General features: G+C 36.6%; 13 protein-coding genes and 2 pseudogenes. 10 read left to right on the forward strand and 5 right to left on the reverse strand.

Translation table 11 applies throughout. The features are described from left to right. Positions 1 to 20 precede the first annotated feature (20 nt). Positions 21 to 2285, reverse strand: coding sequence for a glycoside hydrolase family 3 N-terminal domain-containing protein (locus YN1551_RS02165; RefSeq protein WP_012716627.1), 2265 nt, complete (start codon positions 2283 to 2285; stop codon positions 21 to 23). A 910-nt stretch (positions 2286 to 3195) separates the two neighbouring features. Between YN1551_RS02165 and YN1551_RS02170 the strand changes: the two genes are divergently transcribed. Beyond that, complete coding sequence (locus YN1551_RS02170; RefSeq protein WP_012717106.1) at positions 3196 to 4104, forward strand: dihydrodipicolinate synthase family protein; 909 nt, start codon at positions 3196 to 3198, stop codon at positions 4102 to 4104. A 323-nt stretch (positions 4105 to 4427) separates the two neighbouring features. Here YN1551_RS02170 and YN1551_RS02175 read toward each other — a convergent pair whose 3' ends face one another. Beyond that, positions 4428 to 6137 (reverse strand): glycoside hydrolase family 2 TIM barrel-domain containing protein, encoded by a 1710-nt coding sequence (locus YN1551_RS02175; RefSeq protein WP_012717108.1) that lies wholly within the window; start codon positions 6135 to 6137, stop codon positions 4428 to 4430. A 117-nt stretch (positions 6138 to 6254) separates the two neighbouring features. On the opposite strand from YN1551_RS02175, the gene YN1551_RS02180 reads away from it, so the two are divergent. From YN1551_RS02180 to YN1551_RS17345, 6 genes are all read left to right on the forward strand, one after another. Further along, the gene (locus YN1551_RS02180) at positions 6255 to 6449 is read left to right on the forward strand and encodes a hypothetical protein (RefSeq protein ID WP_048052268.1); all 195 of its coding nucleotides are present in this window, start codon (positions 6255 to 6257) and stop codon (positions 6447 to 6449) included. Between the two features lie 22 nt (positions 6450 to 6471). Further along, positions 6472 to 7371 (forward strand): IS5 family transposase, encoded by a 900-nt coding sequence (locus YN1551_RS02185; RefSeq protein ID WP_012717109.1) that lies wholly within the window; start codon positions 6472 to 6474, stop codon positions 7369 to 7371. Between the two features lie 75 nt (positions 7372 to 7446). Next, on the forward strand, positions 7447 to 7719 hold the full coding sequence (locus YN1551_RS17330) for a DUF2139 domain-containing protein (protein WP_238527866.1): 273 nt from the start codon (positions 7447 to 7449) through the stop codon (positions 7717 to 7719). Between the two features lie 190 nt (positions 7720 to 7909). Beyond that, positions 7910 to 8125 carry a hypothetical protein gene (locus YN1551_RS17335; protein WP_238527867.1) on the forward strand — a complete coding sequence of 72 codons (216 nt, stop codon included), beginning with the start codon at positions 7910 to 7912 and terminating at the stop codon, positions 8123 to 8125. Between the two features lie 150 nt (positions 8126 to 8275). Then, positions 8276 to 8431 (forward strand): hypothetical protein, encoded by a 156-nt coding sequence (locus tag YN1551_RS17340; protein ID WP_238527868.1) that lies wholly within the window; start codon positions 8276 to 8278, stop codon positions 8429 to 8431. Beyond that, a complete protein-coding gene (locus YN1551_RS17345; RefSeq protein WP_238526214.1) occupies positions 8403 to 8783 on the forward strand; it encodes a hypothetical protein in 381 nt (126 codons plus the stop codon). Before YN1551_RS17340 ends, YN1551_RS17345 begins: the two co-directional genes overlap by 29 nt. A gap of 8 nt (positions 8784 to 8791) precedes the next feature. Here the strand turns inward: YN1551_RS17345 and YN1551_RS02195 are convergent, their stop codons facing one another. Then, positions 8792 to 11203, reverse strand: a complete 2412-nt coding sequence (locus YN1551_RS02195; RefSeq protein ID WP_012953221.1) for a GH116 family glycosyl hydrolase — start codon at positions 11201 to 11203, stop codon at positions 8792 to 8794. Between the two features lie 235 nt (positions 11204 to 11438). Between YN1551_RS02195 and YN1551_RS15660 the strand changes: the two are divergent. Continuing rightward, a pseudogene (locus YN1551_RS15660) lies at positions 11439 to 11940 on the forward strand (SMP-30/gluconolactonase/LRE family protein); the annotation flags it as partial. Positions 11941 to 11948: 8 nt separating this feature from the next. Here the strand turns inward: YN1551_RS15660 and YN1551_RS02200 are convergent. Together YN1551_RS02200 and YN1551_RS02205 are read right to left on the reverse strand one after the other, a co-directional pair. Continuing rightward, positions 11949 to 13166 (reverse strand): RNA-guided endonuclease InsQ/TnpB family protein, encoded by a 1218-nt coding sequence (locus YN1551_RS02200; RefSeq protein ID WP_012717111.1) that lies wholly within the window; start codon positions 13164 to 13166, stop codon positions 11949 to 11951. Continuing rightward, positions 13150 to 13791, reverse strand: coding sequence for an IS607-like element ISC1913 family transposase (locus YN1551_RS02205; protein WP_012717112.1), 642 nt, complete (start codon positions 13789 to 13791; stop codon positions 13150 to 13152). The genes YN1551_RS02200 and YN1551_RS02205 overlap by 17 nt, the downstream gene beginning before the upstream one ends. 58 nt (positions 13792 to 13849) lie before the next feature. Between YN1551_RS02205 and YN1551_RS02210 the strand changes: the two are divergent. Both YN1551_RS02210 and YN1551_RS02215 read left to right on the forward strand, forming a co-directional pair. Further along, positions 13850 to 14216 (forward strand): annotated as a pseudogene (locus YN1551_RS02210) (SMP-30/gluconolactonase/LRE family protein); the annotation flags it as partial. Between the two features lie 50 nt (positions 14217 to 14266). Next, the gene (locus YN1551_RS02215; RefSeq protein ID WP_012717113.1) at positions 14267 to 15373 is read left to right on the forward strand and encodes a glucose 1-dehydrogenase; all 1107 of its coding nucleotides are present in this window, start codon (positions 14267 to 14269) and stop codon (positions 15371 to 15373) included. The last annotated feature ends 18 nt before the right edge of the window (positions 15374 to 15391 follow it).

The following is a 15391-nucleotide window of genomic DNA, read 5'->3' on the forward strand; positions in this document are numbered from 1 at the left end:
GCCAAAATTTTTCTATTTATTTATTCAATTTGTACATTCGATAGAAATATTCTTCTTTCTACAATAGGTTTTGTTTCTTTTATTCTAAATATATCCCTAAGAATTATGTTTTCAGAAGAATTTCCTATTAATAACTGATATTCACCTTTCTCTACTACTAGTCGCATAAAGCTGTCATAAAACGCTAATGCCTCCGTGGGTAATATGAATTTCACTCTTCTCTTTTCACCGGGTTTAAGATGAATCTTAGCAAATCCTTTTAATTCCTTAACTGGTCTAGCAACACTAGAAAAGGTTTTTGAAACATATAGTTGAACTACATCATCACCTTCCATTTTCCCCACATTTTTAACATCTATTGAAATGGCAATATTACTGTTAGGTCCTATCTCTTTTGGCGTTACTTCAAGGTTAGAATATTCAAATTGAGTGTAACTTAATCCATATCCAAATGTAAATAATGGAGATGAACGGAGCATAACGTATGGTCTAAAGGAAGATGGTTTCCTATTATAATATAATGGTATTTGCCCAGTATCCATTGGGAACGTTATAGGCAAGCGTCCACCTGGATTGTAGTCTCCAAATATTACATCAGCTATGGCATTTCCTCCTTCTTCTCCTGGAAACCATGCTTCAATTACTGCTTTAACGTAATTAATTATCGATGAAAGAACTAAGGGCCTACCATTAATTAAAACTAAGATTATTGGTTTTCCAGTCTTGTATAGTTCTTTGAGTAATTCCTCTTGAACTCCAGGTAATCTTAGACTACTCCTATCATTACCTTCTCCAGTGACTGCTTGATATTTCTTAAACTCTTCTTCTGAAGGAATATCCATCCATGATAGCGGCAATCCTGATTTCTCACCCATGATTGCTATTATTACGTCGGCTTGCCTTGCTATCTCTATTGCCTCGGCAAATCCTTCTTTTGATTCGCTTGCAATATCGCACCCCTTTGCGTAAAGCACTTTACTTTCCCCAACCTTCTTAACTATTCCTTGAAGCACTGTTACGATCTCTATCCCGCTATCTATATTTAGATGTCCAGTATAAGTATAATCTCCTAACATATTTCTTGGATCATTAGCATTTGGTCCTATTACTGCAATTTTATTAACATTCTTGCTTAGAGGTAGTATGTTATTTTCATTTTTAAGGAGAACTATTGACTCTCTAGCTGTCTTTAACGCTAATTCTCTCGATTTGTGATCATCTAACTTTTCTGGAACCGAATTTTCATTAACAAATGGATTGTCTAAAAGTCCAAGTCTATCTTTAATTCGTAAAACTCTCTCCACGGCCCTATCTATTAGAGACTCTGGGACCAAACCCTCCTTTAGAGCATTAACTAATGGTTCACCATAGCAATCTATAGTAGGAAACTCTATATCCACGCCAGATTCCAGAGCCAAAATAGCGGCCTCCATCTTATTTGATGCAACCCTGTGTATTGTCTCTAATTGTCTAATACCATCGTAATCAGATACTACTATTCCATCAAATCCCCATTCTTGTCTTAAAATATTAGTTAATAATTGGGGATTGCCATGGCATGGTATTCCATCAATCTCATGATATGCAGGCATAATCGACATTACTTTTCCTATCTTTACGGCAACCTCAAAGGGAAAGAGGAACGTTTCCCTCAATTCTCTATTTCCAACATGCACTTGTGCAATATTTCTTCCACCCTCTGGGAAACCATGAGCTGCGAAATGCTTTGCAGTCGCTACCAATTGATTATCACCTTGTAACCCGGTAATATATGCTAATCCCATTGAAGCTACTAAGTATGGGTCTTCCCCATAAGTCTCTTCGCATCTTCCCCATCTTGGGTCTTTACAAACGTCTAACACGGGAGAAAGACATTGGTTAACTCCAACTAGTCTTCCTTGAGATCTTATGACTGATGCTATATCCATAACTAATTCAGGATTCCAGGTACTAGCCAACCCAATCGCTTGAGGAAATGCTGTAGAAGAGTATCCCATTAAACCAGATAGACATTCTTCGTGTATTATTGCTGGAATCTTCATCTTGGTATTTTCTACTAGAAATTTTTGAATTTTATTAACTAGTTTTGCGACTTCTTTCGGTTTTAGTCCTAATCTGCTACCAGCTACTCTAGTGATCTGCCCTATTCCTAATTTTAGATATTTTTTTGCTTTTTCCTCAGAGAACTCCTTTTCCTCTATAAGAGCGTCTATTGGTATAGCTTGAAGTTGAGCTATTTTTTCCTCCAAGTTCATCTGATTTAGAAGACTCCTTATAGAGTTCACGATAATAAAATATCTCTATTTAGATTTAAGAGTTTAGGTTTACATGTTATATCTTGACTAGTTTAAATACTTCTCTACTATCCAGTGAATAAGTAAGCTCTTTAAATAAGAGAAATATTTTGATAATATAGCATCACTACTATCTAGTTCTAGATGCCACATTTTCTCGCACTCAACTGATAAGTAATATCTCTAGCCAATGCTCTTTAAGTCTTTAGTTATCTTCTATAAAAGGAACTATACCTTTACATTGTTTATCAAGTTCTTTACTTTTTATTCTGTATCGCAAAATCCTCAATATGAACTTGGAATATTCCTTCAGATATTAACCGGAAAACCCCATTATGAGAATCATCTGAAAAAACACGTTAGTGGGATCATAGACGAATCCTAAATCCCCATTAAGTTCTCATAAAAGTTTAATCGTGCATCCTTCGCATGAAATTTCTATGAGAATTTTAACGTAATAGTCTTAGGTAATCTCATTAATCCTATCAATGATTAAGCTATTCCGTGAATTGGTCTTTTCTTCTGCGACTTCGCCCTCCATATACTCTCACTCCCAAAGCGTTTAGACTGCTGTACCCATTTTTATTAATGTTTCCAAAATGTTTTCTCTTCATTTTTGTCTCAGTTTTACCAGCGAAATAGAACCTATCATATCTACCAAATCAGAAGTTGTTATGGAGGAAAGATTTCTGTCCTTCCTTATTTGTTGGGAGAAAAACTCTGATTTCGAATGTTTACCATTATCTACTACTATCAACTCCTACATCAAGCCCAACCTTACTCCTTCTCTCTACAACATCCTCTAAGTTTAACTCTAGATAAATGTAAAGCTAGTAAACACAATTTCCATTAGGAAAAAGGTTAGCAATATATTTTATAAATTTTCTACGAAGATTAAGATATGAATGGGGTTTTCCTAACTAACGTGACGCCTTTTACCAAAACATTTGAGCTAGACTTAGAAGGGCTAAAAAGGATTGTAGAATTCGCAGAGAGTGTTGGGTATAAGTATATTGTACCTCTAGGTACTGCTGGTGAGTTCTCCTCACTTACCTTCGAAGAAAAAGTTAGAGTTATTGATCAAGTAAGAAAGGCATTAAGTAAGGGGGAGATCATAGCTGGTGCATCATCTACTTCCTTTTTAGAAACTGCTGAACTTTGCAAAAAATATAAGGAGATAGGTGTCGACAAAATTATGATCTTACCTCCTTACTACTTAAAGGGTAACGAAAAGGGAATAACGGATTATTTCATCAAAGTCTCTGAATTGTGTGATTTAACCATAATATTATATAACAATCCATCATCAGCAGGTATAGATCTTTCCCCTCAACTAATAAAGAGATTAAGCGATATAATACCCAGTTTTAAGGTGCTTAAAGAGGCTAGATATAATGTTGTAGAATTTAAGGAAGTATTGAGACTTGTAGGGGATAAGATAGATATAATAGATGGTTTAGAAGAGAGAGCGTTATTGGGTCTAGTTTTAGGGGCTAAGGGATTTACTACCTCAATGGGCTCGTTTTCCTCATTGCCTTTTATGATTTATGAGAGTTACGAGAAAAAGAGGGATATAGATACTACCATAAGACTATATGATTTACTCTTAGAGTATAGGACATTTATAAAATTCCCCTTGACAATGTCCCATTTAGCTAAGCTAGGAGCTTGGTTACGTGGTTTAATCTCAAGCTATGTCACACGACCCCCACTACCGAATTTAGACGATGTGATAAGTGAAGATGTTAAGAGAAAGATTATAGAGAAAATAAATCAGATATTAAACTTTGAGAAAAATGGTATAAAGTAAGGCAGGTGATATGATGAGCTGGTCCGCTCTTATAAAGGTTAATTTTCTTCTCCAAGTCACGTAGAGGTTAATTTTGAGCTAGTAAGTGAATTTAGACCATCCTACACAGGATAACGATGACGTAAATGTAAAGCTGTCTCTAAGCAAGAGAATAGTTAGATACCACGGTAAAGAATTTTAAACCTAATAGTGTTTATCAGAACAATATCCAGGTAGAGAATAAAATAAAAATGATCGCTGTAACTTCCAGGGAAATCTTTTAAGACAACTAAGACGGATGCTAACGTTATTTGAAAAATAAAACATATGCACTTGCTATTACCTTAAGAAGACAATTTATTTTTGAATAATTCCTCAACTACTTTAGCTGCCGATTTAGGCTGTCTATCTCTAGTAAATATTCCTTTCCTATTAAGTATTGTTCTCCCTGGATTTTGAGGGGTTCTAAAGTCAGCAAAGTTCCAAATGTGAAAGCCTACTATGTAATTGTTCTTCCTTAAGGCTTCTATATACTTTCTTATCATTTCACTTTGATATTCCTCCGACCACATTTGGGGAGGATCGCTATGAAGGCCATATATTGCATCAGCACCAAATTCGGTAATGATTATTGGCTTCTCTGGAAACTTCTTATGAATTTCCTCTAATTCCATTGCGACAGTCCTTACACCACTATCAATATCTCCCCACTCAGTATACCACCCATGATAATAGTTTAAGGAGATTATGTCAACATATTCTAACGCTAGGTCTCGTACTGATCTATGAGAGGCGAAAGTTACTGGCCTAGAAGAATCCAAAGTCTTCAAGAATTTAACTTCTTTCTTTATAAACTCTGCAACTTCATACATATCGCTAGGGGGTTCATTCATAACGCTATACATTATTACTGAAGGTCTATTTTTATGTTGCCTAATCATTTCCTTTATCGTATGCTTTACCTTTTCGAAGTACTTTATATCACTGAACATCTTAGCAATCTCCTCTTGGCTCATCACCCTACTAATATTGGAATAACATAAAGGTGGCTCTAATATGACCAAAAATCCCATTTCATCGGCTAAATCTAAATGTTCATTTGAATAAGGGTAGTGGGAAGTTCTAAACGAGTTAGCTCCAATTTTTCTCATAAGGTAAAAATCCCTAACTAATACTGCCCCGTACATAAATTTACCTAGTATTGGAAAATCCTCATGTCTTCCAAAGCCCTTTAAGAATATGGGCTTACCGTTCAAGTATATTCTGCCATTCTTCACCTCTACATCTCTAAAGCCTATACGTTCATAAATCGAGTCCTTCAGATTTTCATCAACGTATATTTCCACTATGAGAGTGTATAAGTAAGGATTATCTGGAGACCACGGCGTAACATTACCTACATCTTTTTCATATATTTCGTTACTACTCTCCTCATCTAATAGGGCTTTTCCCTCTTTATCAACTAATTTAAATCTTAGGCTGTGCTTTTGATTACATTCTGGCAAAATCTCTACCTTTAGATGTCCATTGGATTTAGTATATACTGTTATATCTTCTACGTGACATTCATCTACAAACTCTATGTAAACTGGTCTCTGGATCCCTCCATAGTTGAAGAAGTCAAATGCTGCAATGTTTAGATCTTTAGCTGGGGGTAAGTTGTAGGGTGATGGTGTGTTATCTATCTTTACTACTATTTTATTAAATTCATTAGTATTAAGTTTAATTGGAAATTTGAATTGTGTAAATGATCCCTCATGAGTTCCTACATATTCTCCATTAATCCAAAGTTTTGTGATGTATCCTGCCCCCTCAAATACTATCCAAGCCTTCTTACTCTCATAACTACTAACAAACAGATCCTTCTGATACCACGCTATACTAGAAAACTGATCCCATTGTGGGTTTTGCTCATTCCAAGAAGCCGGCACGTAAATAATATCTTCAGATTCTAAACCTTTACCCCACTCGTTCTTTTCCCCAACATTCTCACTATCTATCTTGAATTTCCAAAAGCCTTGAAGATCTATTTTTGGCCTATAAAACGATCTCATATAGTATCTACAAACAAGAGAGTGTAATTAAAGCTTTATTAAAATATTAGAAACTTCTAAATAGTAACGCTAAAGAATTAAATAGGCAATCTCATATACTTCTATTCGGGGTAAATATTGGATAAGCCAAAGCTAGTCTTAAAAGAGTTTGTTCAACATAATGAAATAGCATTAGGTCATCATCAGTTTAGATCTCTCTATATAGGCTTTCATCCGATTTCCAGAAACATGATAGTTCATGATGGACATGCGGCTAAAGTTTATTCCAATGGTGCTTTGTGGGTTACTTCAGAATTATACAAAAATTTATAAATAATTATACCGAGTATTACTCATGGGAAAGAGTAAGTACAAGAGGGATTGGAGCAAGTACGACGAGAACGTTATAACTAGATACGAGCTAATGTTCCCCTTCTACGTCTTCCAACACTGGTGGGAATTACTAGCAGAAGAGAATAGGAATGCCAAGAAAACCTACAAGGCGCCAAAGGAGTTCAACGACTTCCTAGCGTTCCTGCACTTGTTCCTACCTTATAGGGCCATAGAAGGAGTATTGAGAGCATTAGAAAGACTGAAAATCATCCCAACAAGCCTAGACTACTCAACAATATGGGAAAGAGTAAGAAACATGAACATAAAATTCCCAGAGGCAAATGACCAACTTGAAGTAATAGCAGACGCAACGGGAATAAGCACAAACAAGGGAGGACAATACATTATAGCAAAATGGGGAAAAACCAAGGACTCAAAATTCCTCAAGATCGAAATAGTAATGGATAAGGACCAATTCAACGTAATAAACGCTGAAGTAACCAGCAACGAGGTTCAGACTGCAGTTAAGACGGTTAAGGATTTACAAGATAAGGGAAAGAAGGTCAAGAAGTTTTATGGAGATAAAGCTTATGATGCTAATGAGGTTTACAAGACTGGGGTTGAGGTTGTTGTTCCACCTAGGGAGAACGCCTCCACTAGACGCGGTCATCCTGCTAGGAGAAAGGCTGTAAGGGAGTTCAAGAGGTTGGGTTATAATCGTTGGAGGGAGGAGAGGGGTTACGGTGTTAGGTGGAGGATTGAGTCCTTATTCTCTGCTGTGAAGCGTACTTTTGGGGAATCTGTTAGGGCTACAAGTTTTTTAGGACAAGTGGTTGAGGCTAAGCTCAAGTTCTGGGCTTATGCATGGATGGTCCACTTGGCTAATTCTTTAGTTGGTAGAGCTCCGGGTATTAGGGTGTGAGCTTGCGAATAACGTTGAAATAAATATTAATTACTGAAAAATTCTCAGTGCATCATATCATGCTTATGAAATAAATTGAAGAGATCAACAAAGCATTCCAATGGAGAAGTAATATATAGAAATGAAAAGTTAGGCAAGCCACCTAGAGCGGCAGGTAATACATATGCTGCATTAACTTGGTCTAAAGATTTATTATTCATAGGTGGATGGCTTAAGGCACCTCCAGGAATGATAGAGGTATCACAATATGAGAGAATTTTGAAATATCAGGATATGCGGATGAAGTATAGTCATATACACATGATATATGACGATGATAAAGTAGAAATTCTATGGAGTAGGAAGTGAGATGATAAAATTCCTCCAAACAATTGGTATGGTTAGGTAACTGACTTACTTTACGACCAGCACGAGGATGCAGTCTACTTCAGTAGAGCCGATGGGCATGCTGAATTAGGCTTGTGGAAAGTAGGTGTATCTACTAGAGATGCAGAATTTCTGGTGAAGAATCGTACTGTATATAAGATTGAAATGAAGGATGATAAAATCTACGCCACGATATTTAATCCTATACACTGATGTTTCATCGATAATGGTATATAATACACTTAATGGTGAATACAAGTTTGTAGAGTCATTTGACTTTCCATTAGAAAGCAATAAGAAGATACAGATAAGACGTGTTGGAGGACAAATAGTGCAAAATACAGAACAAACTAATTGCATTCTATGGTGGTACCCTCATACATATTGATCCACAAAAGGATGTATATAGGTTATATCCATTTCTAGATATTCGCAACCCAGAATCGGAAAGACCCACCTATATTCCAGGATTTAGAGCTCAAAAAGCTTACATAATGGGTATATTATATCAGTAAATCCTGCAGAGGACTTAAGGGATATGTCATCAAGGACCACATTTGGTCTACTCTTAAGGATTGACCCAGTAGTACCTCAGATAATTACGGAAAGAGGAGCAACCTTTGGCATGGCACACGATGGTGAATATTTATATGTTGGCGCTTCATATGCCAATCACACGGGAGTACACTTATAGGGCTGGTGAAGGTGGAGTATTTGCAATTCCATTTAGTGAACTGTTTAAGAAACCGTGGAATCCGCTAAGGATATGGATTCATGATGGTCCGTATTCGCCAACCGCAGGAATAGATGGTTGGTTTGGTGGTATTCCACTGAAAGGGTTAAGCGAAAAGAAAGTAAGAGTTTACACTGCAAAGTCAACTAAGATGAGGATTGCCGAGTACTCACTACTCTCAAAGGTTAGAGATGATACTGTTACACTGAATACTGGATGGAATATAATAGACTTGAACAGCTATTACGATATAATTGCGTTTAAATTAGATGAGAGTATAGACCTACTTCAAGCAGAAATAATTTTAGAGTAAAAAGCTTTTTATATTTCTATTTCTTCGTTCTCTTTTAAGGTAGTAACAACTCCATTTATTTTACCTTTAAACTCTCCATGAGAAATCTTTATCCTTATCTTTCCATTATTAACTATTAGCAAGCCCCACGCTGTAGGAAGTAACAATATCCACTTCAAATTCTTACTTTTGCCTATAATGACCTCGTTGTTTAACATATTAACCTTCATACCTTCAATAGCGTAAATCATGCTTAAAGCCACTAATGGTCTCATATATCTCGCGCCCCACTCAATATGGTTCCAGAAATTACCTGCAATCTCATACCTCTCATAAACATTCCTCAAAATCTTCTTCGCATATTCGTCAAAACCGCTATAAAACATATGTAATGCTAGATAATACTCTACGCCACTCCAAGGAGCTTTTGATTGTATTGAAAGTTTAACTCCTAAAGGTGTAATATCATCATTTGATGAGCCATTTCTAACTCCCTCCTCTCCACTGTAGTTATACTTCATTATTGAGGAGAACACGGATTTCCTTCTCTCGTAGTCTAAAAATTCTGGAAGATCCAACATTTGAACATACCAGTCACCCGTTATTTGGGATGCATTTGACGAGTCATCTCTTAAATTTGAAATGGGATCATACCAGTCCATATAATACTCCCCATTCCATAAGTATTTATTAACTTTTTCTATTAGCTCTTTTACCTCGTAGTTTTGAGGGTTACTGAGTAGTTTTGACGCTTCATTTAGTGCTTCTAGTGCTGATATCCATAGAAAGGATACGTATGGAGAAAAGCCTAACCATGACCAATCGTCTAGTGTTTGCATTGATAATGCCAAAGAGTGATAACCTAAAATCTTGTGAGCATCGTTAGCTCTTAGCATGCTATTTACATATCTTATCCACTCTATTCCAGATGGTAAAGTAAGGTATGGTAAACCATCCATGGTCTGTGTCCTCATAATACTCTCGATCGCGTTTCTTGCTACTTCGTAAACGCTCTTTAGTAACTCCCTATCACCCGTATACTTTGCTATTAAATAATAGAGTAATACAAATTCTGGATTAATATCTATTCTCTCGTAAGTATCTACTGTTAATGAGTAGCGAATATAATGAGGCATCCTGCCCTTAGGATCCTTACCAGTCTCATTGACAATTCTCTTTATAGTTCCATATAATTTTTTGAGATCGGTACTTATAGTGGGATCTTTCATAATCTCTTCCTTATACTTCATTAAATTCTCTGGGAACGCTAATGAAAATATAACGTATTCTGGGGTATCCTCCTTTAATGCTCTATTGGAAAGGTCTTTTACAATATTCTTTGCTAAATCTGGAAATAGTAGCATTACCCCCGGTAGTGCATATAGCAGTACGTCTATGGTATTTAATGCAGTGTTTTCCGGACCATCTGTATAGGGATACTTCCCAACTTTCCTATGATCTGAGGCATCGAAATATCCTTCCCATATTCCAAAGAATCCGTCCTTAGTTAGCCAAGTACTTTTCACAAGTGTAGCAATCTGTGCTCCAATTAAATCAGTAATCCACGATTCTATACCTTCTGCATTATAAAATAAATCGTGAAATTGCATAGTCTTCTCCTCTAGGTAATTTAGATTTCTCATTACGTAATCCATTACTTCTACACAGTTATTGAAAAAGTTCTCGTAATAGTGCCCAACTCTCTTACCATCTTTAAGTACAAAATTAGGGAAGAACCAAGTAATTATGAAAGTTACGTTGCTTCCTTTACCACTTATAATTGCTAGATTATCCCCCTTCTTCTTGGCTAGAGTGTTAGATCTATAATCGTCCCAGAAGTCGAAAATTTGATTATAAGCTACAGAGAAAGGTTCATCTCCAATTACCTTAACGCATAGGCTTCCTTGATATCTAGGATCATCTGGAGATGTTTCCCCTTTAAATATTATCATATCGTCTTTAACTTCTATTTGACCTTTTTCAAAAGAATTGTTAATTCCGAAGAAGAATCTTGTATTCTTCTCACTATTAAATTTAAATATTAATACCGGTAGAGAAGAGTTCTTCACATCTAGGGGTATAAATGGTGAAAATGCCTTTAGTTTTATTTTATTATCGTAATTTAGGTAAGCAATTGGCATTTCTCCTATAAACTCAATTTCCCTTATTGGCCTTATCCAAGGTCTTGTATATGGATTTGCTCCAAAATAATAGTCAAATGCTTGGAGAATTCTTATAGTCTTTCCATCTTCATACGCGAAGAAGGAGTCGAACTCTGTTAAGAAATATTTGTACCTATCCTCATTTTTTTCTGCTATTCCCCCGTTGTTAAATATGGTCCACGAGTATAATCTACCATCTGCCCTTATTTCCACAGATCCAGTCCCTATCCCACCTAGAGGAATTCCAGAATCTAAGGCGTAGGAGTATTTGTATTTCATACACTTTCGTTTATTTTGTCTAGTAAATAAGGCTTTCATAGCACATCAATCAAAGTGGTTTTCTTCATATTTCTGAACTAATTCGTGATGTAGTCGAAACTTAAGGACGAAGAATGTAGTGACAAAGTAATAATTAAACGACTTCATTACTATAATTTGCTAGATACTTTATCATCTTATGATTCATTATGCAATAAAATGTTTAGTAATAAGCTTTAATTTTTGACTTGGACCAATGAGTGTAGAGATGGCAATAGAATTAAAAACTTTGGGAAACTACAAGGCGGTTTTAGGGGAAAGCCCAGTTTAAGATATGGAGAAAAACAAACTATTCTGGGTGGATATAGATGGAAAAAATAATAGTAAATAGTCTAGATACCAATGAGGAGAATTATTATAATACTCCGGATGTAGTAACTTCCCTATGCCTAATTGATAATATTAGGATTATAGTAACTTTACGTCATGGATTTCATATCCTAGACCTGACTACCGGAAAGATACTACCATTTTTAGAATTACAGAATGATAAAGAGAATAGATTTAATGATGGAAAATGCGATGTGATGAGTAGGTATTGGGCTGGTACAATGAATCTAGACATTGAGAACCCAAAACCCACTGCTAGTTTATATAAATTAGAAGATAAGAAATTAACTAAGGTCTTGGAAAAACTTTACAGATCTAATGGACTCGGCTGGGATCCCGATAATGAATTATTTTACCTAATAGATACCGTTTGTCCCTACACTTTCATTTCAATCATTTTATGTTCATTCATGATCGAGTGTAGGGACTTAGCCCTCAACCACCCACTTACCGTAGGTGGGTCATGGGACTCCTTCGAGCCCAACGGCACGGGGCTCACATCTCCAGCCCTTTTCATCAGATTGTACAGTGAAACAACATCCCTATGCCACCTTTCTTTTTCCTTCTCACAAACACCAACCCTTAGGGCATCGCCCCCATCGAGTTGGTAAACGATCTTCGCCCCATGAATTGGGCAAACAGTAGAAGTATAAGATGGGTTAATTAAGACCACGGGGACTCCAAACTCCCTAGCCTTCTCAATAATAGCATTCTTCATTGAGGAAAATGCAGATCTATAAATCCTCAACCTAAGTTGTTTATCCTTCACGTCCTTTATCATATGCTCCGGAGTTCTCCTAGGCAAGTCCTCTAAAACTATGACACTCCTACTTTCAAAAGCCTCTTTAACGATCAGCTTGGCTAATTTCCTCCTAATGTCTACTTTCTTATCCCTCTCCCTCAGCCTCTTTAACTTCCTCCTCACTTCCCTATCCTTAGTTGACTTACCAGTAGTTATTGCCTTCCTCCTATACTCATAGCCCAGAGTAATCCTCTTAGTGTTAGTCTCTAAAAGCATCGGTTTTCCATCAACTAATACAGAGACTGAATTCTCATTTAGATCAACTGGGATGAAACCCTTAGGTTCATAAGGTTTAACATCCTTCTTAAAAATGACGTAGAACTCTACAACATTTCCCTTCATCAGCCTAAACCTGGCCTCACTCGCAATCAACCAACCCTTATTATAATATCTCCAGAAGATCTTAGGGAAGGTTGGTGAAATGAAAACCCTACTCCTCTTTGTGGAAATTGAAATCCTATCAAGGTTGAACTTCCACAGATGATCGTCGAGGTGAATAGTAACTCTCCTCACAGACGGTTTCTCAGTGTAACTTTTACCTCTCTTCTTCAACTTCTCAAAACTGTCTAATCTCTCGCTTGCATCCTCACAAGCTGTGTAGATGTAGTGTGAGGGTAAGTCCTTATGCTTCTCCCTCTCAGTCTTGTAAACTCCAGCTTTAATCCTGGTGAAGGAGGTAGTTTTGTTTGACAGCCCATAATTTATTGCCTCCTCTAGAACCTCTCTGTACTCCTTCTCGACCTCCTTAAGTGCTGAGTAAGTTTTATAATCAACCTTAACCCTTAACTTCACTGTCCTCTCCACTTAACTCACCTATCAACTTTTTTACGCCTTGAACTAGGAGTGTTTTCTTGTGACTCCTCATTCCGTAAATTTTCCCAGCGAATGAGGTAATGATTGAGATTAAGTCCTCAACTAGCTCTTGTGCGTCATCTTTGGGCTCCTCACCGAAAACTACTTCAATCTTAACTCCCATGGTTGAGAAGAACTCTTCAATGTACTCGAAACAGAACCTTGTAAGTCTGTCTTTGTATGTTATTAATACGATGTCGACACTCCTCCCCTCAACAAGTTTGAATAATTTAAGCAATCCTTTCCTTTGTGTGTTCAACCCGCTAGCTATATCTTTCAGTACTTCAACTACCTTGTAACCTTTTGCTGTTGCGTAATTTGTTAGGTAGTTTATTTGTCTCTCCAAGTCTTCTCTCTGATCGGTAGAGGACACCCTAGCGTAAATTACAGCCCTCGTCTCTTCCCTCCTTTCTAAGTACTTCTTAATCTCGCTGTAAGGTATCCTATACTTCCCTCCTTCAGTTGTTACTACCCTTATTTTTCCTTCTCTAATCCACCGTAGGAGTGTTGAGTATGAAATGCTGAGTAGTTGGCAAGCCTCCTTAGGCCTCAGTAGTCTCTCCACAAAATTAGTTGATAATAAATAAATATAAAAAGATTTCTATTAACGTGAGAAAGGATTCAGCCCACTTAGGAAAGTTTTTGAATTCGACTTCGATAAAAATAAGGGATATCTATAACAAAAGGGTTGTTATCGATTTTAAGGATGAACCGGGCAGACCAGACGGGATGACAGTTGATGAGGAAGGCCATTTATGGATAGCTCATTCTGCAGGTGGTAAGGTTAGTAGGTGGAATCCGAAGAACGGAGAAAAAGTATTTGAAATAAAACTTCCAGTAGTATACGTTTCATCAGTTACTTTTGGCAGCCCGGAAATGAATCGAATATTTATAACTACTATGAGTAGAGGAGGTGAACCTCTTGCTGGAAGACTATTTACTACCAAGGTAAATATCAGAGGACTACAGAGTTACAAATTCTTAATTTGAACAATTTATCCAAAAAGGTTATATAGTTACTAAGAGAGGGAAAGTGCGAAATGAGGGCAATAGTTGTAAAACCTCCAAAACCAGGAGTTGAGATTAATGATGTGAAAATTGATGAAGATAAATTAAGTACCATCGGGCTAGTTAAGATAAAGGTTCTGGAAAACGGGATATGTGGTACTGATAGGGAAATAGTAAGTGGCAAGAGAACTAGCGTGAAACCTCCGGCTGGTAAAGACGAACTTATCCTAGGGCATGAAGCTATTGGTATAGTAGAAGTAGGTGGCTATGGGCTGAAAGAAGGTGAACTAGTAATGCCTATAAATAAGAGAGGATGTGGGAAATGCCTTAACTGTTTAGTAGGCAGACCAGATTTCTGTGAGACTGGAGAAGGTCTAGTGGCTGGCACTAAGGGATTAGATGGATTTATGAGGGAATATCTCTATGATGACCCTAAATATCTAGTGAAAATCCCCCTAGCAATTAAGGATATCGCTATTTTAGCTCAACCTTTGGCCGACATAGAGAAATCCGTTGAGGCAATTCTTACAACACAAAAGAGAGTACCAATATGGACTTGCGATGATGGCACCTTTAACTGTAAAAAAGCGTTAGTAGTTGGTACAGGACCTACTGGAATCTTATTTTCACTAATTTTAAGAACATATGGATTCCAAGTATGGATAGCAAATCGTAGAGAGTTGTTGGATAACGAGAAAGAAATACTTGAAGAACCAGGAATTATTTTCTATAACTCAGAGAATGGATACGATAATTTAGTTAAAAGTGAGGGTAAATTAGATTTAATAATTGATACGAGCGGTGCTTCAGCGTCAATAATGCAACATTTAGTTCCCCTACTCCAAATCAATGGAGTATTAGGTCTTTTTGGCTTCCCAAGATATGACAACTTCTCTCTTGACTATAAAACCGTTCAAGATTTTGTGATAAATAATAGGATAATTATAGGACTAGATAATGGACAAAAAACACATTTTCAACAAGCAGTTATTCACTTAGCTTCATGGAAGTCATTATGGCCGAATACTACTAGCAAGATGATAACGAAAGTCATAAGTATAAGTAATGAAAGGGAAGTTATAAGTAGCCTTAGGGAAAAACTTCCAGGAGAAATAAAAGTAATAATAAGATGGGAATAAAATAAATATAAAAAACTT

The organism is Sulfolobus islandicus Y.N.15.51 (assembly GCF_000022485.1).
Taxonomy (GTDB): domain Archaea; phylum Thermoproteota; class Thermoprotei_A; order Sulfolobales; family Sulfolobaceae; genus Saccharolobus; species Saccharolobus islandicus.

Coding starts and splice junctions, on each gene's coding strand:
- YN1551_RS02170 (WP_012717106.1), top strand. CDS start 3,196: ATGAATGGGGTTTTCCTAACTAACGTGACGCCTTTTACCAAAACATTT.
- YN1551_RS02175 (WP_012717108.1), bottom strand. CDS start 6,137: ATGAGATCGTTTTATAGGCCAAAAATAGATCTTCAAGGCTTTTGGAAA.
- YN1551_RS02185 (WP_012717109.1), top strand. CDS start 6,472: ATGGGAAAGAGTAAGTACAAGAGGGATTGGAGCAAGTACGACGAGAAC.
- YN1551_RS17335 (WP_238527867.1), top strand. CDS start 7,910: ATGATAAAATCTACGCCACGATATTTAATCCTATACACTGATGTTTCA.
- YN1551_RS17340 (WP_238527868.1), top strand. CDS start 8,276: ATGTCATCAAGGACCACATTTGGTCTACTCTTAAGGATTGACCCAGTA.
- YN1551_RS17345 (WP_238526214.1), top strand. CDS start 8,403: ATGCCAATCACACGGGAGTACACTTATAGGGCTGGTGAAGGTGGAGTA.
- YN1551_RS02195 (WP_012953221.1), bottom strand. CDS start 11,203: ATGAAATACAAATACTCCTACGCCTTAGATTCTGGAATTCCTCTAGGT.
- YN1551_RS02215 (WP_012717113.1), top strand. CDS start 14,267: ATGAGGGCAATAGTTGTAAAACCTCCAAAACCAGGAGTTGAGATTAAT.